The following is a 19,178-nucleotide window of genomic DNA, read 5'->3' on the forward strand; positions in this document are numbered from 1 at the left end:
TCTTTAATCCTGTTTTTCCTAATTGAAAAAAGCCTGCACTTCATCAGTGTTGACTTTACTATATTGTCCACCTTATGGGATATTTCAGATAAATCTTTATATAATATGTGTTCCTTTATTAACAGTACGTATCATCAGTTCATGTGTTGCTGGATTAAACTCGATTGTTCTCCCGCTGTTACCGCCGACATCTTCTGCCCAAATTTTGATATTGAGTGTATTTAATGCCTTCTTGACCGCTTCGACATTACGTGGACCAATTCTCATAACATCACTAGTTCCGCTAAATTGAAACATTTGTGCTCCACCGGCAATTTTTGCCTTTAAGGAAAACTTACTTGCCCCCAGTTCTCCTAACTTGTTTACTAGCTCCGTTATGGCTGTGTCAGCAAATTTAGCAATATTGACGGGTCCACTCTTGCTTAATGATGAATCAGGAAGCATGATATGAGCTAAACCTGCAATAGACCTTCTCTCATCATATAAAACGATGCCAACACAAGATCCAAGCCCGGAAGTTCTTATTAACTCCGGTGCTTTGACTGTGTTCATATCCGCTATACCAACCTTCACGATAGTAGCTTGATCAATCATCGAGCTTCACTCCCAATGATTCAAACAGGGTGTGAAAGGAATCAGGGTCTGGGAGCAGGAAAAAATGACCCTTAACCGTTTCAGAAAGTGATTTATCATCTTCATTGAGGGCAGTGTTGATGACAATAGCATAGTCGCTGACTTGTGATAATTCAATCAACCCATAGCTTACAATTGCTCCAACCATGTCAATTGCAAGTGCAGGAACAGATGGATATAGAGACAGATTGGTAAAATCCGACAATGCGGACAAATAAGACCCTGACAAAATATTGCCTAGCTCCTGTAAAGCAGATAAGGATAGTTCATCATATGGTTCGGACAATTGTGCTGTTTCGTCCCCTATCATGTCCCTGATAAAATTTGTTGCTTGTTCGATTGGGAGCATAAAGAACATACTGCCAGGCGCATCTCCTTCAATCCTCAGAAATACTCCTGCAGCAATATTGTCAGATCCTCCTGCCATATCCATCATCTCATCGAAAGACACTATTTCCACATTAGGGACTTTCATATCAATCTTTTTATTAAGAAGCTTGGAAAGAGCAGTGGCAGCATTGCCAGCCCCAATATTCCCAATCTCCCGTAATATGTCAAGATGAAGAGAAGTAATCTTATCTGTGAAGCCCATTAAAGTTCACTTCTAGCATATTTTTTTAACTCTTCGCGATCAAACACTCTTTCTAAGTTAACGAGGATAAGCAAGCGCTTGTCTACCTTCACAACACCACTGATGTAATCAACTTCCTGGCCGCCAACCACTTCTGGAGCAGGCTCAAAATCACCAGAATCTACATCAACAACATCGTTTGCAGCGTCAACAATCAACCCGACTTCCATGTCCTCGATCGCAATGATAATAATACGTGTCTGATCCGTATGTGCTAATTCCTCCAGATCAAAGCGTCTGCGTAAATCAATGATTGGTGTTACGACACCACGCAGGTTTATTACTCCTTTAACAAATGGAGCAATGTTAGGAATTCTCGTAATGTGCATGATTTTTTCAATTGATCTTACATCATTCACAGGAATCGCATACTCTTTTCCCTTCAGTTCGAAAATAATCAGTTTTACTTCTGTTGAAACCGATTCTACCATTTCATTCCTTCCTCTCTATCAAACAATCTTTGCATCAAATTTATCGATTATTTAATCAAAGCGTTGCAATCAACGATTAAGGCTACTTGTCCATCTCCTAATATTGTTGCACCAGAGATTGCAAATGCATTTGCTAAATAGTTTCCAAGTGATTTCAATACGACCTCTTGCTGTCCGATAAAGGAATCAACAACAAATCCTGCGAGCTTCTCACCTTTTCTTACAATAACAACCGAATAGAACTCTTCTTCTTCTTTCGTTTCTGGAACCTCAAAGATATCCTTCAAGAATAGAAGTGGAACTACTTTGCCACGGAAATCAATTACCGTTTGGTTATGTGCTTGAAGCACGTCCTGCTTATTAACGATTGCCGTTTCAATAATAGATGATAAAGGAATCGCATATTTTTCCTGCTGGATTTCCACAAGCATCACAGAAATGATAGAAAGTGTTAATGGCAACTGGATAGAGAATAAGGAACCTTTTCCTTCCTGTGATTCTATCGTTATAGTTCCGCCAAGTGATTCAATCGTGCTTTTTACAACATCAAGACCAACACCGCGACCAGAAATATCAGAAATTTTATCTGCTGTTGAGAAGCCTGATGCCAGAATTAATTCTGCAATCTGTGAATCAGTTAAGCTATTAGCTGTTTCTTGTGTGATTATCCCTTTGCTTAATGCCTTTTGAAGTACTTTTTCTTTGTTGATTCCAGCACCGTCGTCCTCAAGCTCAATAAACACATGGTTTCCACTATGATAAGCCCTTAGTACTACCGTTCCTTCTTCATTTTTACCATTAGCTCTTCTGACCTCTGGAGACTCCACTCCATGGTCTAAAGCATTTCTTATTAGATGGACAAGAGGATCACCGATTTCATCAATGACTGTTCGGTCCAATTCTGTTTCCGCGCCAATAATCTCAAGATTGATTTTTTTGTTCAAATCCCTTGCTAGCTGTCTGACCATACGAGGGAATCGATTAAATACAGTCTCAACAGGTACCATTCTCATATTTAAAATAATGTTTTGAAGGTCACCAGTGATTCTTGACATTCTTTCGACCGTTTCATGGAGCTCTTGAACCTGAAGGTCTTGCGAGATTTGATCTAATCTTCCTCTGTCAATGACTAGCTCCTCAAACAGATTCATTAATATATCAAGACGTTCAATGTTAACTCTGATTGTTTTGCTTGATTGCTTCGCCACAACAGCAGGCTTTTCCTCTTCTTTTTTCGGTGCTGCAGCAGGTTGAACAGGTACTGAGCTTTCTTGAGCTTGTGGAGCAGCTTCTTCTTCCGTCACTTGCTCTACACTCAACTCAGAAGCAGAGAAACTATTTACATTTACTTTTTCTACTTCAGATACCTTCATAATTCTTGCTTCAATCGTACTAGGCTCTTCCTTAGAAATAATTGTAACCAAGAAAGAATACTCGAACTTTTCTTCTTCCAATTCCTCAACAGGAGGATTTGATTTAATTACTTCACCTAATGATTCCAATGCTTCAAAAATCATAAATACCCTTGCTGCTTTGAGCAGACAGTTTTGACTTAACGAAATCTCAATTTCATATGTGTTGAAGCCTTGTTCTTTTGATTGCTGCATAACAGTGATTTCGAATTCATCATAGCTGCTTCCAGTTAGTGATACTTCAGCTACAGCAGTTGCCGTTTGATTTGCAGCTGTTTCAACAAATGCTTCTCCGCTTTCAATTGCTACTAGCTTTTTCACAACATCTTCTACATTTCTTTTTCCATCTCCACCGCTTGCAATCGATTCTACCATTGCTTCTAGGTCATCTACTGCAAGGAAGATAACATCTAACACTTCAGGTGTAACAGAAATTTTCTCGTTTCTAATTGCATCAAGAACATTCTCCATTTGGTGGGTAAGGCTCGCAAGATCTTCGTATCCCATTGTCGCAGACATACCTTTTAATGTATGAGCAGAACGGAATATCTCGTTTACAATTTGCAGGTTTTCTGGATTCTTTTCTAATTCCAGTAATTGTTCGTTACATGTTTGCAAATGCTCCTTGCTTTCTTCAATAAAAACTTCTAAATACTGGCTCATCTCCATAAATTTTACACCCCTTGGCGTTTATACATACTTCATTATTGTTTGTGCAATATTTTCTACATTTTGGACTTCATCTACATAGTTTGTCGCGATGGCAGCCTTTGGCATTCCAAAAACGATGGACGTTTCCTTCGATTCTGCAATGGACTTGACTCGTCCAGAGTTTACAAGCTTGATAAGGCCATTCGTTCCATCTGAACCCATCCCGGTCATTATTACCGCAAGCTTGTCATAGTTATTTAATTCACTTGCCGACTCAAACATAACATCTACACTTGGTCTATGACCATTTACAGGGGTCGATTGGTCTAGTTCAATTACAAGGGTGTTCCCTGAGGATTTCACTCTCAAGTGATATCCCCCTGGAGCAATATATGCTATCCCTTTTTGTATCGTTTCCCCGTCTTCCGCTTCCTTAACTGTTATCTCTGAAAGAGAGTTAAGCCTGTTAGCAAGCGACTGAGTAAAGCCTGCTGGCATATGCTGAACAATTAAAATCGGTGCATTAATGCTTGCAGGCAATTTTGTGATGACATGCTGTAACGCTCTTGGTCCGCCTGTTGAAGTTCCTAAGACGATAAGTTTACTTGAGGCGGGATTCCATTTTGAATCTACTATTTTTACTGTTTTTTCTTCTTTTGGTTCTATTTTACTATAACTAACTCTGTTACTAATAGGTTTTTTTTCCTGCATAGGAGAAATCAACAGTTTAGACAGCTTTACCTTACTTGCTGAAACTACTTTTTCAATTAATTCATCCTTTACCTTATATAAATCAAGAGATATCGCTCCAGACGGCTTAGCGATAAAATCAATGGCACCGATTTGCATTGCCTGAATGGTATTCTCTGCTCCTACCTTCGTTGTGCTCGAAAGCATGATAACAGGGACTGGGCTTTCTTTCATAATTCGTTCCAATGCACTAATGCCATCCATAATTGGCATCTCAACGTCCATCGTAACTACATCGGGTTTAAGTTCCTTGATTTTTTTTAATGCATCTTGTCCATTTCTGGCAGTGCCTACGACTGACATGCGTGAGTCTTCTGTAAGAAAATCAGTTATAAGTTTACGCATAAAAGCCGAATCGTCGACAATCAAGATTTTTATTTTTCCCACGACAACTCCACTACCTTTCAAACAGCAGCCTCTTCAATTTTGCCATGAACGGCTTTTTGTTTTCTTGAGGATCTGCAAACTCTTGTTTACAGTATCTATCGGCTATTTCTGTCAAAGCTTTAGAGGCTTGAGAATTTTCATTAAAAATAATGAATGGAACTTGTTTCCTTACCGCTTTGGCAACATTCTGATCGTCTGGTATCGCACCAAGATTAATAATATCCCGCTCCAAAAACCGGCCCACTACATTTTTTAATTTCTGGTAGGTTTCTTTGCCATCAAGGATACTAATTGTTCTATTTACAACAACGTAAAAAGGGATATCATCTTTTTGCAGGTGAATAAACTTCATTGCAGCATAGGCATCTGTTATAGAAGTAGGCTCAGGGGTAGTTAGCACAATCACATCATCGACAGAAAGGATGAAATGAAGGGTATCAGTACTTATACCTGCCCCCATATCAAATAATATATAGTCATAGTTGCTAAGATGGCTTTCAAATTCCTGAAAAAATCTTGCAAGCTGATTTTCCCCCATATCAAGAAAATCAGTTAGGCCTGAACCTCCTGCAATAAAGTCAATTCCACCTGCACCAGTATGGATAATGTCTGAAAAGGATGCATTATTTCTAAAATAATCGACAATAGAATAGGATGGCTGTGAACCCATTAATATATCAACATTACCCATTCCAATATCCATGTCTATTAAAAGAACAGAATAACCTTTCAATTTCAGCGATAAAGAGAAATTTAACGAGAAATTTGATTTCCCAACTCCTCCCTTTCCGCTAACAACGGCTAATGTTCTTTGCTTTTTTGGGTTATGAAACTGTTCAAATCTTTTTCTCAGCATTGCCGCCTGATCTGTCATATTAATCGACCTCTATCATCCTTTTTGCTATTTTTCGGGGATCTGCAGGCATTATATCGTCAGGAACATTTTGTCCTGTAGTCACATAAGCCACACCCTTTTGATATTTGACCACAAGATTGACCATTGCTCCATATGTTGAAGTTTCATCTAATTTTGTAAATATAAACTGATCGATATGAATCGAAGAAAATTGCTGATATATTTCTTCCATGTCTGTTTGTTTAGCAGTCAGTGATAAAACAAGCAATGTTTCCATATCACTATTATAATCGACCACTTCTTTCAAATCTTGAACATATTGTTGGTTACGGAAGTTTCTTCCAGCTGTATCCACAAGAATAATATCGCAATCTGCCAGGCTTTTTGTTGCTTTATCGAAATCCTCCAAGTTATAACAAACCTCGATTGGAACATTTAAAATTGTGGCGTATGTTTTCAGCTGATCAATGGCGGCGATACGGTATGTATCTGTAGTAATAAATCCTATCTTTTTCTTATGCTTCATCATAAACTCTGCTGCCATTTTAGCTAATGTCGTTGTTTTTCCGACACCAGTTGGCCCAATTACGTTTATGAATTTCTTCTTAAGCGGAAGCTCCCCAAAATTATATTGCTTCATTTCTTCATAAAGGAAGTCCTCAGCCCAGACGTAGACCTCTTCCACCGGGCTGTTTGCCCCTGCTAAATACCATCTTTCCAAAAGCTTTGCTGTCAGTCTTGACTGAATATCTACATCAAGGTCCTGATGCACTAAACTATCTATTACTGTTTGCAGCTGGATTGGCAGCTCCATTTGTAACTTACCGCTTTCAGACATTTTTTGGATATGTTGATTCATGCGCGCAAGCTGCTTCATGATTTCTTCACTTGCAGGAACAGGAGACTTTTGGAGCTCCTTCATTACTTCAAGATCAAGATTACGCTCTACTTTCGGTAATAGCTTTGGTGCTGGTATTGGCGCGGGCATCGGCTTTTCTTGTGGTGGTCTTGAAGTGTTCAAATCAGGATCTATTGCTGCAAGCACTTCAATATTTCTTTTTTTGAACATTCCTAAGAAACCGCCGGTATAAATGATTTTTGATTGTAAAATCACCGCATTATTACCTAATTCTGCCCTAACTTGCTTCATTGCGTCTGGCATGCTAGCTGCAATATATTTTTTTATTTTCATTCTATTGTCACCACCCCAACACTTTGAACTTCCACATTAGATTCTAACTCGTTATAAGACAGTATCGGTACCTGTGGGAAGTATCTCTCTGTCAACTGGCGGACATACATGCGGACAGCTGGAGAACAAAGAATAATTGGCATTTGTTCCATTATGGACTGCTGTTCTACTTGCCCTGCAACAGCCTCAAGGATTGCTTGGGACACACTTGGATCTAATGCTAAATAATTGCCGTGCTCTGTCTGCTGGATATTGTCTGCAATTAACTTTTCAACTTTTCCTGATAATGTGATTACCTTCAATATATCTGTCGTGCTTGTATACTGATTCGTAATTTGACGAGCTAATGCTTGTCTTACATATTCTGCAAGCAAATCTGTATCACTTGACATTTTTCCGTAATCTGCCAATGTCTCAAAGATAACAGGTAAGTTGCGAACAGACACATTCTCTTTTAATAGTTTAGCCAAAACCTTCTGAATATCTCCAATTGATAAAGGATTAGGTGTAACTTCCTCAACAAGAATTGGATAGGTTTCCTTCACATGGTCAACAAGCTGTTTTGTTTCTTGACGTCCTAAAAGCTCATGAGCATTTGACTTTATGACCTCCGTAATATGTGTGGAAACAACAGACGGAGGATCGACTACAGTGTAACCAAACATTTCTGCCTGTTCCTTAACCGTTTCCGTTATCCATTTTGCTGGAAGACCAAAGGATGGTTCAACAGTGTCGATACCTTTAATAGAATCATCATCAATTCCTGGGCTCATTGCTAAATAATGATCCAGCAAAAGTTCGCCTCTTGCCATTTCATTTCCCTTTATTTTCAAACGATATTCATTTGGCTGCAGCTGAATATTATCCCTGATGCGAACTACTGGAATGACAAGACCAAGCTCAATAGCCAACTGTCTTCTGATCATGACAACCCTGTCAAGAAGATCTCCTCCTTGGTTAGCATCTGCCAATGGAATCAAGCCATAACCAAATTCGAATTCTATCGGGTCCACATTCAGCAGGCTGACAACACTTTCTGGACTTTTGAGTTCGTTTGTTTGGATATCTTCTTCGATTTCCAGCATTTCTTCCAAATCTTGTTTTGGTGCCTTTGAAAGGGCATAGCCTCCAAATGCAAGCAAACCAGCAATCGGAATTGTCAAAAGGTCATTTATTGGTGTAATCAAGCCAAGCACAAAAATCGTTCCACCTGCTACATATAGCATCTTTGGGTAAGACAGAAGCTGCTTCGTTAAATCAGACCCAAGGTTGCCGTCTGAAGCTGCCCTTGTTACAACAATCCCTGTAGCAGTCGATATTAATAATGCAGGTATTTGGCTGACGATTCCATCCCCAATAGACATAAGAGAAAAGTTTTGAGCTGCATCTGCTATCGACATGTCTAGCTGAGTCATCCCGATAACAATACCAAATATCAAGTTAATAAATACGATAATAATCCCAGCAATGGCATCCCCTTTAACAAATTTACTGGCACCATCCATTGAGCCATAAAAGTCTGCTTCTCTGCTGACTTTTTCCCTGCGGGTTCTCGCATCTGCTTCTGAGATGAGTCCAGCGTTCAAATCTGCATCAATGGCCATTTGTTTCCCTGGCATCGCATCAAGCGTAAAACGGGCTGCCACTTCTGACACACGCTCAGACCCTTTTGTAATAACAATAAACTGTATAATAACCAAAATGGCAAATACAACTAATCCAACAACTAAATTTCCGCCAACCACGAATGTTCCAAATGTATGAACAACCCCGCCAGCTTCACCAGTGGACAGGATCGATCTTGTTGTGGAAACGTTCAGTCCAAGACGGAACAATGTCATTAGAAGCAGCAAAGATGGAAAGATGGAAAATTCCAACGCTTCACTCATGTTCATTGTCAATAATAATATTAATAATGCTAAAGAAATATTCAGCAGAATCAAGATACTTAGCATCCATGTAGGGAATGGAATAATGAGCATCGCTATGATTAGTATTACGCTGAATACGACTGTTAAATCTCTACCAGACATATTTTTCGCTCCTAACTAACAACCAAACATCTATTTTAAACAGGTGAATGTTATGAATGCTGTTTTTTTGTACGGTAAACATAGGCAAGTATTTCTGCAACTGTTTTAAAAAACTCTTCGGGAACTATATCCCCAACATCCACCTGACTGTAAAGCGCCCGTGCAAGGGGTCTGTTTTCCACTGTTATCACTTCATGCTCCTTGGCAATCAGCTTGATTTTCTGTGCCAGAAAATCAACGCCTTTTGCGACCACATATGGAGCATCATACTTATCCTCATCATATTTTAGACAAATTGCATAATGGGTCGGGTTCGTGATGACTACATCCGCTGTCGGCACATCCTGCATCATCCGGCGCATCGCCATTTCCCTCTGCCTTTGCTTAATCTTTGATTTAATTAATGGATCCCCTTCAACATTCTTATATTCATCCTTTATATCTTGTTTAGACATACGAATGTTTTTTTCATAATCATATTTCTGATATAAATAATCAAAAAGGGCTAAAAATAACAAGGCTCCTGAACCTACCAGGCCCATTTGTAAGGTTAATTTCGCAATTGTAATCAAGGCAGCTCCAATCGACTTCTGAGACAGAAGTAAGATTTGTTCGAGCTTGTTCCAAAGGATTGCAAATGTAACAATTCCAATAACAGTTATCTTTAAGATGGATTTAAGCAGCTCTACAATTGATCTTATCGAGAACATCCTTTTCAATCCAGATAAGGGGTTTATTTTTTCCAATTTAAATTTTATTGGTTCTGTCGTAAAAAGCACTCCGACCTGTATATAGTTGGCAATAACGCCTGCAATAATTGCGGCTGCCAATATAGGACTCAAAATGATGGCCGTTTGTTTCAATATCTCAATGAAGATACTCTTAATATTATGTTCTGTCAGCTCCATTAGCATGAGATCATTTAAGGAAAAATTCATAAGGGAAACAATCCCTTTTAAGATAGAACCACCTGCAAAGTTAAGAACCGCAAAAACTGCAATTAACACTAAAGCCGTATTGATATCCTGGCTTTTGGCGACCTGCCCCTTTTTCCGAGTATCTTGTTTCTTTTTTGGTGTTGCCTTTTCTGTTTTTTCCCCTGAAAAAAACTGTAAATCCAGTCTTAACAGCATGCTTAACCTCCCATCAATTTCATCATATCTCTCATTGTCGTCAATATTGTTGAAAACAGATTTGAAACAGATCCCATCAGAGTACCCATAACAACAACGAGCATAATAAGGCCGACTATTAGCTTCACAGGCATCCCTACAACGAAAATATTTAATTGCGGTACAGTCCTAGCTACAATCCCTAAAGCAACGTCTACTAAAAAGATGCAGCCTACAACAGGTATGGACATCTGAAAGGCAACCGCAAACATCAACGCAAGCGTTTTTGCTGCATATTTCATAATGTTTACATCTCCAAAATCAACCCATGACTGTTCAAGCGGGATGAATTGATAGCTGTAAAAAACTCCATCTAACAGCAAGTGATGCCCATTTATCGTCAATAAAAAAAAGAGAGCAATAATGTTTAAATACTGCCCTGTCAGCGGACTTTGAGCACCAGTTTGCGGGTCGATGACATTGGCGATGGCAAATCCCATCTGAAAGTCAATAAAGCCCCCGGCAATCTGAACGGCGGAAAATAGCATATATGCTAAAAAACCGATAAATAGCCCGACCATTGCTTCTTTTATAATTAAAAGATAATATGCCCCGTCCACCTCTAATTCAGGGGTTTCCATCCCAAAAAACATCATTAAAGAAAGAAAAAATGCAAAACCTACTTTATGACTTGTCGGTATCGTCCGATAAGAAAAGAGAGGGAGCATTAGAAAAAAGGATGTAACCCTAACAAAAATCAGCAAAAAGGCCGGAAACTTTGGTAAAAAATCCTCCATAGTATCACCCTATAAACCTTGTCAGGTTAGAAAAGATATCACTTGTGTAGGATAAAACATGGCTTAGCATCCAAGCTCCAAAAAAGATAATTCCTAAAAGGACTGCAACAATTTTCGGCACGAATGCAAGCGTCTGCTCTTGAATTTGGGTTGTAGCCTGAAAGATACTAATCAAAAGCCCTACAACAAGGGCAATAATAAGCAATGGGCCACTAACAATTAATACGGTAAGTACCCCTTTTTCCGCAACGGAAATAACCATTTCTTGTGACATGAAACATCACCCTTCTTAAAAGCTTTCTAATAAAGATTGAACTACCAAATACCAGCCATCGACCATTACAAACAACAATATTTTAAATGGCAATGAGATCATAACAGGTGGTAGCATCATCATCCCCATGGACATTAGGATACTTGCAACGACCATGTCGATGACCAAAAATGGGATAAATATCATAAAGCCGATTTGGAAGGCTGTTTTCAGTTCACTGATTGCATAGGCCGGAACCAATGTTGTTAATGGGATGTCTTGAATAGACTTAGGAGTTTCCGCTCCTGAATAATTCAAAAACAAAGCCAAATCCTTTTGTCTTGTATGTTTACTCATATATTCCTTAAAGGGGACTGCTGCATTTTCATATGCTTGGTCCAGGCTTATTTCCTCATTGAATAATGGAGTCAATGCTGTTTTATTTACCTCTTGAAATGTTGGTGCCATAATAAAAAATGTCATAAATAAGGACAGTCCGATAATAACTTGGTTTGGCGGCATTTGTTGTGTCGCAAGCGCCGTTCTGACAAAGGAAAGAACAATGACGATTCTCGTAAAGCTTGTCATCAATATCAGGATGCTTGGAGCTAAAGAAAGGACAGTCAATAGCAATAACAACTGCACAGAAGTCGAAACATTTTCTGGTGCACTGTCATTAAAAAGCTGCATAAACTCATTCATCTTTTTCTGAACCTCTCTTTTTCAATACTTTCATTATTTCTTTTCGGCCGTTCGATACTTCTTGCAATTGCTTCTTTAAATGACTGGCGAAGTCTTCCTTTTTGTGTTTCTGGTTAGGATAATTTTTTACGCCTTTCATAACCTTTGTCACAATATCGCTTGGCTGTATTAGCTGCTCCATCTTTTCGTTGTAGTCCTTAATGATGCTTGTATATTCCTCTTCCTCTTCAATCTCTTTAATAAGCTGAATATTTTCGCCAACCCCAACCACGAGCAAGCGCTTGCCTACTTTCACAATTTGAATAGATCGATTTGCACCTAATGCAGTTCCGCCTAAATTTTCAATTATTTGCGAGCTTTTATACACATGATTTCGTTTATTAATAAAACGAAGTACAACATAAAGCAGGGCAATAACAAAAAGGGTAGCAAAAATCATTTTGAGAAAATCCCAAAATGTCAGTCCTACGTCTCCAGTTGCGATCTGCGATGTTGAATCATTCGTTTCTGTGTTTGTTTCATTCTGATTTGTTGACTGCTCATCAGCAGTATTGTTTTTATCATCTGTTTGATTTTGATTTTTTTCGATTGCATCAAAGACACTATTATCAAGTTGTTCTGCATAGGCTTCATGATTAAAGCCTAGCAGAACAATTAAGAGTAGTGTGCATTTAATAAATAACTGTTTTGTATTCAATGATGACACCCTCTAATGTTTGTTTCTTATCCTAATGTTTTGCTGATTGCTTCAAGTACTCGATCAGCTTGGAATGGTTTTACAATGAAGTCTTTTGCTCCTGCTTGAATTGCATCAATTACCATTGCTTGCTGCCCCATTGCAGAACACATAATGATCTTAGCATTTGGATTAATCTTCTTGATTTCTTTTAATGCAGTAATACCATCCATTTCTGGCATTGTGATATCCATTGTTACAAGGTCTGGCTGTGTTTCTTTATATTTCTCAACAGCCTGTGCGCCGTCAGCAGCCTCTCCAACTACATCATATCCGTTTTTAGATAAGATATCTTTAATCATCATTCTCATAAATGCTGCATCGTCTACAATTAGTATTTTCTGTGCCATAAATCTCTACCCCCATAAAATATAATTAAGTTTATTTTAAATTGTTCAAGCGATCTGACTTGCTAACAATATCCGTAACACGGACTCCAAAGTTTTCATCGATAACGACTACCTCACCTTGGGCAATAAGCCTGTTGTTAACAAGTATATCAACTGGTTCCCCTGCAAGCTTATCTAGCTCAATAATGGAACCTGAGCTTAGCTCAAGGATTTCCTTCACAGAACGCTTTGTTCTGCCAAGCTCCACTGTAACTTTTAAAGGAATATCCAACAGCATGTTCAAATTTCTTGATTCATTTTCTGTTGGTGTAAAAGTTTCGAAATTAGAGAAAACAGCTGGCTGTACATTTGGCTGTCCTCCGCTGTAGTTTGAACCAAAGTGCTGCGGCTGGCTTGGTGCTCTTTGCTGCTGTTGCTGTTCTACATATACAGGCTCTGGTACTGGCGCTGCATATGTTTGCTGCTCTCGTGCAGGTGGTGCAGGTGGTTCAGGTCGCTGCATTTGCTGTGTTGGAGCAGGTGGTTCAACAGAATCGGCAGCAGGGTTCAACAAGCTATCCACAAGGCTTTTTGCAAAATCAAGCTGTAAAAGCTGCATAATATTTGAATCAATCAAGTTTCCAATTTTCAATCGGAAGGAAATCTTGACAAAAATATCATGATCAGGGATTGTGTCTGCTCCTTCTCCATCTGACAAGTTTAAAATGTCTATAGCAGGCGGGGAAATATCCACCTTTTTGCTAAAGATAGTCGACATGGATGTTGCAGCAGAGCCCATCATTTGATTCATTGCTTCTTGTACTGCGCTTAACTGAATTTCATTAAGCATTTCCGGTGGACTTATACCGTCTCCACCAAGCATTAAATCAGCAATGACAGCGGCATCTGATTGTTTTATAACTAAAAGATTCATACCAGAGAAGCCTTCTGTATAATTTACACTGATTGCCACATATGGATGTGGGAACTCTTCTGCTAAGTCTTTTTTCAGGACAATCGTAACATTTGGTGTCGTAATATCCACCTTTTGGTTTAAAAGGGTAGATAATGCTGTCGCAGAACTCCCAAACGAAATATTTCCTATTTCACCTAATGCATCTTCTTCTATTGATGTTAAATAATCCTCTACAGCCAGCTCTTCTTGCGGTTCTGGACTATCTCCTTTTAATAGAGCATCAATTTCATCTTGTGAAAGCATATCGTTACTCACCATCTTCTTTCCCCCTCTCTAAAGTCCCTAATACTTGAACGGCCACCTTCTTATTAACTTTACCAGGCTGTCCAATAAATTTAGGTATATCTCCAACTTTAATAGTCAAGGGTTGATCTATCGTTTGATTCATTTCAATAACATCCCCTATATCAAGCATCAAAAAATCTTGTATAGAAATATCGGATGTTCCTAATTCAGCAACAACAGAAACAATTGATTTTTGTATGTTATTTTGCAAAGCTTCGGCCACTTCAGGCACTGGTGCTTTCTTTTCTGTTTGCATCCAATAATGTCCAGAAAGCTTTGGGATAATTGGCTCTAAAACAACATGAGGGATACAAATGTTAATCATTCCACTTGTGTCACCAATCGTTGTATTTAAGGATATAACCACTACTGTTTCGTTCGGTGAAACCATTTGTAAAAATTGCGGGTTCACTTCAAACTCTGACAGTGTCGGTTCAATTTCTACAATATCCTCGAGCGCTTCTCTTAAGTAATCAAAGGCCTGTTCAAACGTATTGGACATGATCTTTGATTCAATCTCCGTCAAGTTTTCCACTTTATTGACGCTTGTCCCTTTTCCGCCCATCATACGATCCATCATGGCATAGGCGATATTCGGGTTTACTTCCATTAAAATTCTTCCATCTAAGGGTGTGACTTCAAACACATTCAAAATCGTCATCTTTGGAATGGACCGAATAAATTCTTCATAAGGTATCTGGTCAGCGGATGTGACAGATATTTGTACTAATGTTCTCAGCTGTGCGGAGAAATATGTCGTCAAAAGCCTTGCAAAGTTTTCATGTATACGCGTTAAGCTTCTGATTTGATCTTTAGAAAAGCGCAAGGCTCTTCTAAAGTCATAGGCTTTTACCTTTTTCTCTTGCTGTTCTTTTTTTAATTCATCTGCATCCATTTCACCTGATGATAAAGCGGATAATAATGCATCAATTTCATTTTGGGATAATATATCTCCTGACAAAAACTCTCACCTCAAATCTCTTTCATTCATCCAGTTTTTTATTGGAGAAGAGAATTGGTTATATATACTTGAACTACCTTTCCTTCTTGCATCAAATCATTAATTTTATCTTTCAAATCATTTTCTAACTTAACCTGACCTTCTTTACCTTGCATATCTTTTGGTGTTTTCTCAGACAGCTCTTGAATGATAATATTCTGAACTTGGAAAACACGTTTTTCTAGCTCTTCAGCGGCTTTTTTACTATCTGTTTGCACTTTAAAGGATATGCGAATGAAGTTATCAGTTGCTAAATTGGTTGTTAATTCAGGAATATCAATAGAAGCTTCCACTACTTCATCAATAGTTGGTTCCTTCTCTTCTTTATCGCCTGAAAACTTCCAGATATAAATGAATGCTCCTGCTCCAACAAGAGCAATTGTTAGTATTAAAACTAACATAATAACAAGGACTTTATTGTTCTTCATCGTCTCTCTCTCCCAAGTTCGGTAATCCAAAAAGGTTAACAGATTGATAAAAAGCTCTCACTGACTTCACAACTTCATCTTCTTTTTCTTTTACAACATATTTCCTCCCATTCGACAACGTTATCGTTGTATCTGGGAAGGATTCAATTGTCTCAATAAATAATGCATTAAGCCTGAAAGTCTTTCCATTTAGTCGAGTAACATTTATCACTGTTTTTCTCAGGAGAGTTCTGCTAGTTTATGCCTCTCCTGATCCTCCTTTTATTATCGTTTTAAGTTAACTAATTCTTGCAGGATTTCATCAGATGTAGTGATGATTTTTGTATTAGATTGGAAACCTCTTTGTGCAACAATCATATCTGTAAATTCTTCTGATAAATCAACATTGGACATTTCCAAGTAACCACTGTTAATACTTCCTGCTCCACCTTCATTTGCATTAGTTAAAGTAGCAGGACCAGAGTTCCCAGATACTTGGAACGTATTTCCGCCAGATTTTTGTAGGCCTTCTGGGTTAGAAAACTTAGCAAGCTGAATTTGGCCAGCATCTTGTGTTTCGCCGTTTTCATCCACATAAGAAATGCTTCCATCTGCACCAATACTGAAGGATTGCGCTGTTTCAGGAATTGTGCCCGCTCCAGCTAGTTTCATCCCACTTGATGTTACGATATTTCTGTTTGCATCAAAGTAGAAGTTTCCTGATCTAGTGTAGAAGTTAGAGCCTGCAGCATCTTGGACAACGAAATAGCCGTCTCCTGAAATTGCTAAATCAAGCGTTCTTCCAGTTGTCTGCATGCTTCCTTGTGTATGAATAGTATCTACAGAAGCAACCTGTGATCCAAGACCGACTTGCTTTGCGTTAATTCCTCCTGCAGTTGCTGTTGGAGCTGTAGCACCAGCAGATGTCTGGCTAATAAGATCACTGAAAGTAGTTCTTCCCTTTTTAAAGCCATACGTATTAACGTTGGAAATATTGTTTCCGATAACATCAAGCTTAGTCTGGAAGTTTTTCATACCGCTGATTCCTGAATATAGTGAACGTAACATTTATAATTTTCCCCTTTCGTTTTGAGCTGCTTCTATCTTTCCACAGCTAGGCTTCCTTACGGTCCAGCCTTTTCTCCCTAGTCATTGTTTTTTTTATTCATTCATAATTATTGTGCCATTTATATTAGTAAATATTTGTTCTGTTGCTTCTTTACGATCCATTGCCGTAATCACTGTATTGTTTTTTGCACTGACAATTAGAGCAGCATCCTGGAGCAAGACGAGTGATTCCTTAACTCCCATTTTTTTTGCTTGGTTTACTTTTTGTTCTATCTGCTTCCACTTCTCTTCATCAATCACAATGCCTCGCTGCTCAAGTCGTTGCGATGCATGTTTGGAGATGGACAGTTTATCAAGTGTCTGGATTGAACTTTGTAAATGCGATGAAAATGAAGCGTTACTACTGTTAGATTTGATATTCCTTATGCCACTATTGATTACGGCTTGTGATTTTAAAGAAGGATATATGGGTCTATCCATCTAATCACTTCCTATTCGATTTTCGTGATTTTTCCTGCAGTTATCTGACTTTGCTGGTCATCATCCAATGTTAGCTGAATTTGGCCATTTTTTAAGGAGACTGACTTAACGACACTGCTAATCTCTTCATTGTCTGCATTCAGATAGGAAACTGTTTTCCCAATCAAACGGCTAGCAGAAACCAAACTATTGTCATCAGATTCACTGTATACATTTGATATGTTGCCAGGGTTGACAACAGTGCCATCCTCAAGCGTAAATTCGACATCTGTTCCTTTATAAGCAATAGATGCAACTTTGCCTGTTCCAGTTGTTATAGATGATTCACCATTCTCACCTGTTTCTGCTTTTGTCCATGCAACTTCCTTGCCGACAAACTGTCCGTAAGAAATTAAGTTTGATTGTGTTTGCAAAGAGATGAAGTTGCTCATCGTCGTGTTCATATTTGTCATTTGCTCCAGGCTTGAAAATGTCGCCATTTGAGCTATAAAATCTTTATCTTCCATCGGGTTTGACGGATCCTGGTTTTGCAATTGTGTTATAAGGATTTTCAAGAATTCATCTTTGCCAAGACTTGAGTTGCCCGTTTTTGCTGTCTGGTTTTGTAATGTCGATAAATATAAGGAAGAATCATCGATAGTATTTGCCAAGTCTAACTCCCCTTTCTTACTGTTCCACTTGCAGAAGCTCTTCTAAGAAGCTTTTATCATCTTGCTCCTGTTCATTTCTGTTTTCCTCTTTTTCAGCAGGCCTGTGTTGCTGATGGTTTTCCTGCTGTTGTTGGTCTTTCGTTCCTTTTTCCTGTGAGGTTGGCACAAAATTAATTTCAATCTTATCAACATTAATATTTTGTGAGCTTAAGCCATGCTTTAAACTGTTTAAATGTGCATCAAGAGCATCCTTCGCCTGTGCAGTTGTCGTCATAATCTTGGCGACCAAATTTCCATCGGTTTGCAGTATCTCAATTCGTAATGAACCAAGGTTTTCTGGTGCAAGCCTTAAAATCATCTTTTGGGTATTTCCTATTTTCGTAAACGAACTGCTTTTCAGGATATTTTCAAGCTGCTCTTCCAACTCACTTCCAGAGACGGAATTACCTGTTGACTGCATTAAAGTTAATGCTTCTGGTTTTCCAAAGGAACTGCTGGTTTGAAGCTGGCCTACATAGGAAGGCATCTTCCATTCTGATTTACTAGCCGTGTCTGTTTCCTTCGTTTCTGTCTTTGTCTCTGACACGGAGACTGCATTACTTTCTGCCTTCTGCAAGGATCCTACAAGCAAGGGGTTCAATAGCCTTTTAGGAAGTGTATCCGTATTATCTTGCTTCTTAGAAAGTGTTTCGACCTTTTGAGCAATGGACTCAATCAATGTTTTCAAGCTGCCTGTTTGTCCATCCTCATCCATTACAGAAGCTTTTGCATCTTGTGCTCCCGTCCTGTCAGTAGCTGCCTCCTTTTGTAAAATAGCTGCAGCTTCTAAAGAAGCAGAGGTGCTTGGAGACTGACCATCTATTGCTTGCATGATGGTTGTAAATAGCTTGGACAAGCTTTGCATAACATCAGTAAGCTGCTTACTGAATTTAAAATCTGGATTTTGACCTGCAACCTGTTCAATTGCTTTCAGCTGATTTAAAACCTCTGGAAGATTCGTTTTGGAAAACATATCATCTGAGACATTTGTAAAATTCATCCCATTCATTAATTCCATCAGCTGATTTACTATGAGATTGAAGGCAGCTTCCAAGGAATCTGAATCGTCCTTTCCTTCTTCTCCATTATCAGCTAGCAGCTGCTGTATTGCTGTTAAGCTTTCTGCAAGCTTATCTGAATCTATCGTTTCACCTGTCAACAGGTCTGCCAAGCCTTGCAAACTAGAATCTTCTTTTTGCGTGGTTGCAGAGGTTTCTTGCTGTGAATCGCCGTTCATTATCCCATTGATCATCGATAAGAACTTTGTTTTATCTGCCGCTTTGAAAGAAAGCTGATTTGATGTAGTTCCTGCTGTACTAACTCCCACACTATTAAGCAGCATTTACCCACCTCCTTAAATATTAAGAA

22 protein-coding genes are annotated in these 19,178 nt (G+C 38.7%); all 22 read right to left on the minus strand.

All coding sequences use genetic code 11. The features are described 5' to 3' along the window. Positions 1-96 precede the first annotated feature (96 nt). The 22 genes from EM808_RS00950 to EM808_RS01055 all read right to left on the minus strand — a co-directional run bounded on the left by EM808_RS00950 (position 97) and on the right by EM808_RS01055 (position 19,152). Positions 97-594, minus strand: a complete 498-nt coding sequence (locus tag EM808_RS00950) for a chemotaxis protein CheD (RefSeq protein ID WP_127734544.1) — start codon at positions 592-594, stop codon at positions 97-99. After that, complete coding sequence (locus EM808_RS00955; protein WP_127734546.1) at positions 587-1,225, minus strand: chemotaxis protein CheC; 639 nt, start codon at positions 1,223-1,225, stop codon at positions 587-589. Before EM808_RS00955 ends, EM808_RS00950 begins: the two co-directional genes overlap by 8 nt. Beyond that, entirely contained in the window at positions 1,225-1,695 is a 471-nt protein-coding gene (locus EM808_RS00960) for a chemotaxis protein CheW (RefSeq protein ID WP_127734548.1), read from the minus strand. Before EM808_RS00960 ends, EM808_RS00955 begins: the two co-directional genes overlap by 1 nt. 47 nt (positions 1,696-1,742) lie before the next feature. Next, positions 1,743-3,776 carry a chemotaxis protein CheA gene (locus tag EM808_RS00965; protein WP_127734550.1) on the minus strand — a complete coding sequence of 678 codons (2,034 nt, stop codon included), beginning with the start codon at positions 3,774-3,776 and terminating at the stop codon, positions 1,743-1,745. Positions 3,777-3,797: 21 nt separating this feature from the next. Next, the gene (locus EM808_RS00970; protein WP_127736629.1) at positions 3,798-4,895 is read right to left on the minus strand and encodes a protein-glutamate methylesterase/protein-glutamine glutaminase; all 1,098 of its coding nucleotides are present in this window, start codon (positions 4,893-4,895) and stop codon (positions 3,798-3,800) included. Between the two features lie 10 nt (positions 4,896-4,905). Then, a complete protein-coding gene (locus tag EM808_RS00975) occupies positions 4,906-5,769 on the minus strand; it encodes a MinD/ParA family protein (RefSeq protein ID WP_127734552.1) in 864 nt (287 codons plus the stop codon). Between the two features lies 1 nt (position 5,770). Continuing rightward, positions 5,771-6,943 (minus strand): flagellar biosynthesis protein FlhF, encoded by a 1,173-nt coding sequence (flhF, locus tag EM808_RS00980; RefSeq protein WP_127734554.1) that lies wholly within the window; start codon positions 6,941-6,943, stop codon positions 5,771-5,773. Beyond that, a complete protein-coding gene (gene flhA, locus EM808_RS00985; protein WP_127734556.1) occupies positions 6,940-8,976 on the minus strand; it encodes a flagellar biosynthesis protein FlhA in 2,037 nt (678 codons plus the stop codon). Before flhA ends, flhF begins: the two co-directional genes overlap by 4 nt. Positions 8,977-9,026: 50 nt before the next feature. Then, on the minus strand, positions 9,027-10,109 hold the full coding sequence (gene flhB, locus EM808_RS00990; protein ID WP_127734558.1) for a flagellar biosynthesis protein FlhB: 1,083 nt from the start codon (positions 10,107-10,109) through the stop codon (positions 9,027-9,029). A gap of 2 nt (positions 10,110-10,111) precedes the next feature. Beyond that, complete coding sequence (fliR, locus tag EM808_RS00995) at positions 10,112-10,885, minus strand: flagellar biosynthetic protein FliR (protein ID WP_127734560.1); 774 nt, start codon at positions 10,883-10,885, stop codon at positions 10,112-10,114. A gap of 4 nt (positions 10,886-10,889) precedes the next feature. After that, positions 10,890-11,159, minus strand: coding sequence for a flagellar biosynthesis protein FliQ (fliQ, locus tag EM808_RS01000; protein ID WP_127734562.1), 270 nt, complete (start codon positions 11,157-11,159; stop codon positions 10,890-10,892). A 15-nt stretch (positions 11,160-11,174) separates the two neighbouring features. After that, complete coding sequence (fliP, locus tag EM808_RS01005; protein ID WP_127734564.1) at positions 11,175-11,840, minus strand: flagellar type III secretion system pore protein FliP; 666 nt, start codon at positions 11,838-11,840, stop codon at positions 11,175-11,177. Next, a complete protein-coding gene (locus EM808_RS01010; RefSeq protein ID WP_127734566.1) occupies positions 11,833-12,537 on the minus strand; it encodes a flagellar biosynthetic protein FliO in 705 nt (234 codons plus the stop codon). Before EM808_RS01010 ends, fliP begins: the two co-directional genes overlap by 8 nt. A gap of 26 nt (positions 12,538-12,563) precedes the next feature. Beyond that, a complete protein-coding gene (locus EM808_RS01015; protein WP_127734568.1) occupies positions 12,564-12,926 on the minus strand; it encodes a response regulator in 363 nt (120 codons plus the stop codon). Between the two features lie 31 nt (positions 12,927-12,957). Next, on the minus strand, positions 12,958-14,139 hold the full coding sequence (gene fliY / locus EM808_RS01020; protein ID WP_127734570.1) for a flagellar motor switch phosphatase FliY: 1,182 nt from the start codon (positions 14,137-14,139) through the stop codon (positions 12,958-12,960). Next, positions 14,129-15,127, minus strand: a complete 999-nt coding sequence (gene fliM, locus EM808_RS01025; RefSeq protein WP_127734572.1) for a flagellar motor switch protein FliM — start codon at positions 15,125-15,127, stop codon at positions 14,129-14,131. The genes fliY and fliM overlap by 11 nt, the downstream gene beginning before the upstream one ends. Before the next feature lie 38 nt (positions 15,128-15,165). Beyond that, positions 15,166-15,594: a flagellar basal body-associated protein FliL gene (gene fliL, locus EM808_RS01030; RefSeq protein WP_127734574.1), complete on the minus strand. Its 429-nt coding sequence runs from the start codon at positions 15,592-15,594 to the stop codon at positions 15,166-15,168. Continuing rightward, positions 15,581-15,805 (minus strand): flagellar FlbD family protein, encoded by a 225-nt coding sequence (locus EM808_RS01035; protein WP_127734576.1) that lies wholly within the window; start codon positions 15,803-15,805, stop codon positions 15,581-15,583. The genes fliL and EM808_RS01035 overlap by 14 nt, the downstream gene beginning before the upstream one ends. Before the next feature lie 53 nt (positions 15,806-15,858). Further along, on the minus strand, positions 15,859-16,641 hold the full coding sequence (gene flgG / locus EM808_RS01040) for a flagellar basal body rod protein FlgG (RefSeq protein ID WP_127734578.1): 783 nt from the start codon (positions 16,639-16,641) through the stop codon (positions 15,859-15,861). A 93-nt stretch (positions 16,642-16,734) separates the two neighbouring features. Continuing rightward, positions 16,735-17,121, minus strand: coding sequence for a TIGR02530 family flagellar biosynthesis protein (locus EM808_RS01045; protein WP_127734580.1), 387 nt, complete (start codon positions 17,119-17,121; stop codon positions 16,735-16,737). An 11-nt stretch (positions 17,122-17,132) separates the two neighbouring features. Then, entirely contained in the window at positions 17,133-17,771 is a 639-nt protein-coding gene (gene flgD, locus EM808_RS01050) for a flagellar hook assembly protein FlgD (RefSeq protein ID WP_127734582.1), read from the minus strand. Positions 17,772-17,787: 16 nt separating this feature from the next. Beyond that, positions 17,788-19,152, minus strand: coding sequence for a flagellar hook-length control protein FliK (locus EM808_RS01055; RefSeq protein WP_127734584.1), 1,365 nt, complete (start codon positions 19,150-19,152; stop codon positions 17,788-17,790). Positions 19,153-19,178: the final 26 nt, after the last annotated feature.

The sequence above is a fragment of the Niallia taxi genome, assembly GCF_004005475.1.
GTDB classification, from domain to species: domain Bacteria; phylum Bacillota; class Bacilli; order Bacillales; family Cytobacillaceae; genus Niallia; species Niallia taxi.

Excerpts from the sequence above, each read along its gene's own strand:
- EM808_RS00950 (WP_127734544.1), bottom strand. The coding sequence starts at position 594 with ATGATTGATCAAGCTACTATCGTGAAGGTTGGTATAGCGGATATGAAC.
- EM808_RS00955 (WP_127734546.1), bottom strand. The coding sequence starts at position 1,225 with ATGGGCTTCACAGATAAGATTACTTCTCTTCATCTTGACATATTACGG.
- EM808_RS00960 (WP_127734548.1), bottom strand. The coding sequence starts at position 1,695 with ATGGTAGAATCGGTTTCAACAGAAGTAAAACTGATTATTTTCGAACTG.
- EM808_RS00965 (WP_127734550.1), bottom strand. The coding sequence starts at position 3,776 with ATGGAGATGAGCCAGTATTTAGAAGTTTTTATTGAAGAAAGCAAGGAG.
- EM808_RS00975 (WP_127734552.1), bottom strand. The coding sequence starts at position 5,769 with ATGACAGATCAGGCGGCAATGCTGAGAAAAAGATTTGAACAGTTTCAT.
- flhF (WP_127734554.1), bottom strand. The coding sequence starts at position 6,943 with ATGAAAATAAAAAAATATATTGCAGCTAGCATGCCAGACGCAATGAAG.
- flhA (WP_127734556.1), bottom strand. The coding sequence starts at position 8,976 with ATGTCTGGTAGAGATTTAACAGTCGTATTCAGCGTAATACTAATCATA.
- flhB (WP_127734558.1), bottom strand. The coding sequence starts at position 10,109 with ATGCTGTTAAGACTGGATTTACAGTTTTTTTCAGGGGAAAAAACAGAA.
- fliR (WP_127734560.1), bottom strand. The coding sequence starts at position 10,885 with ATGGAGGATTTTTTACCAAAGTTTCCGGCCTTTTTGCTGATTTTTGTT.
- fliQ (WP_127734562.1), bottom strand. The coding sequence starts at position 11,159 with ATGTCACAAGAAATGGTTATTTCCGTTGCGGAAAAAGGGGTACTTACC.
- fliP (WP_127734564.1), bottom strand. The coding sequence starts at position 11,840 with ATGAATGAGTTTATGCAGCTTTTTAATGACAGTGCACCAGAAAATGTT.
- EM808_RS01015 (WP_127734568.1), bottom strand. The coding sequence starts at position 12,926 with ATGGCACAGAAAATACTAATTGTAGACGATGCAGCATTTATGAGAATG.
- fliY (WP_127734570.1), bottom strand. The coding sequence starts at position 14,139 with ATGGTGAGTAACGATATGCTTTCACAAGATGAAATTGATGCTCTATTA.
- fliL (WP_127734574.1), bottom strand. The coding sequence starts at position 15,594 with ATGAAGAACAATAAAGTCCTTGTTATTATGTTAGTTTTAATACTAACA.
- flgG (WP_127734578.1), bottom strand. The coding sequence starts at position 16,641 with ATGTTACGTTCACTATATTCAGGAATCAGCGGTATGAAAAACTTCCAG.
- EM808_RS01045 (WP_127734580.1), bottom strand. The coding sequence starts at position 17,121 with ATGGATAGACCCATATATCCTTCTTTAAAATCACAAGCCGTAATCAAT.
- EM808_RS01055 (WP_127734584.1), bottom strand. The coding sequence starts at position 19,152 with ATGCTGCTTAATAGTGTGGGAGTTAGTACAGCAGGAACTACATCAAAT.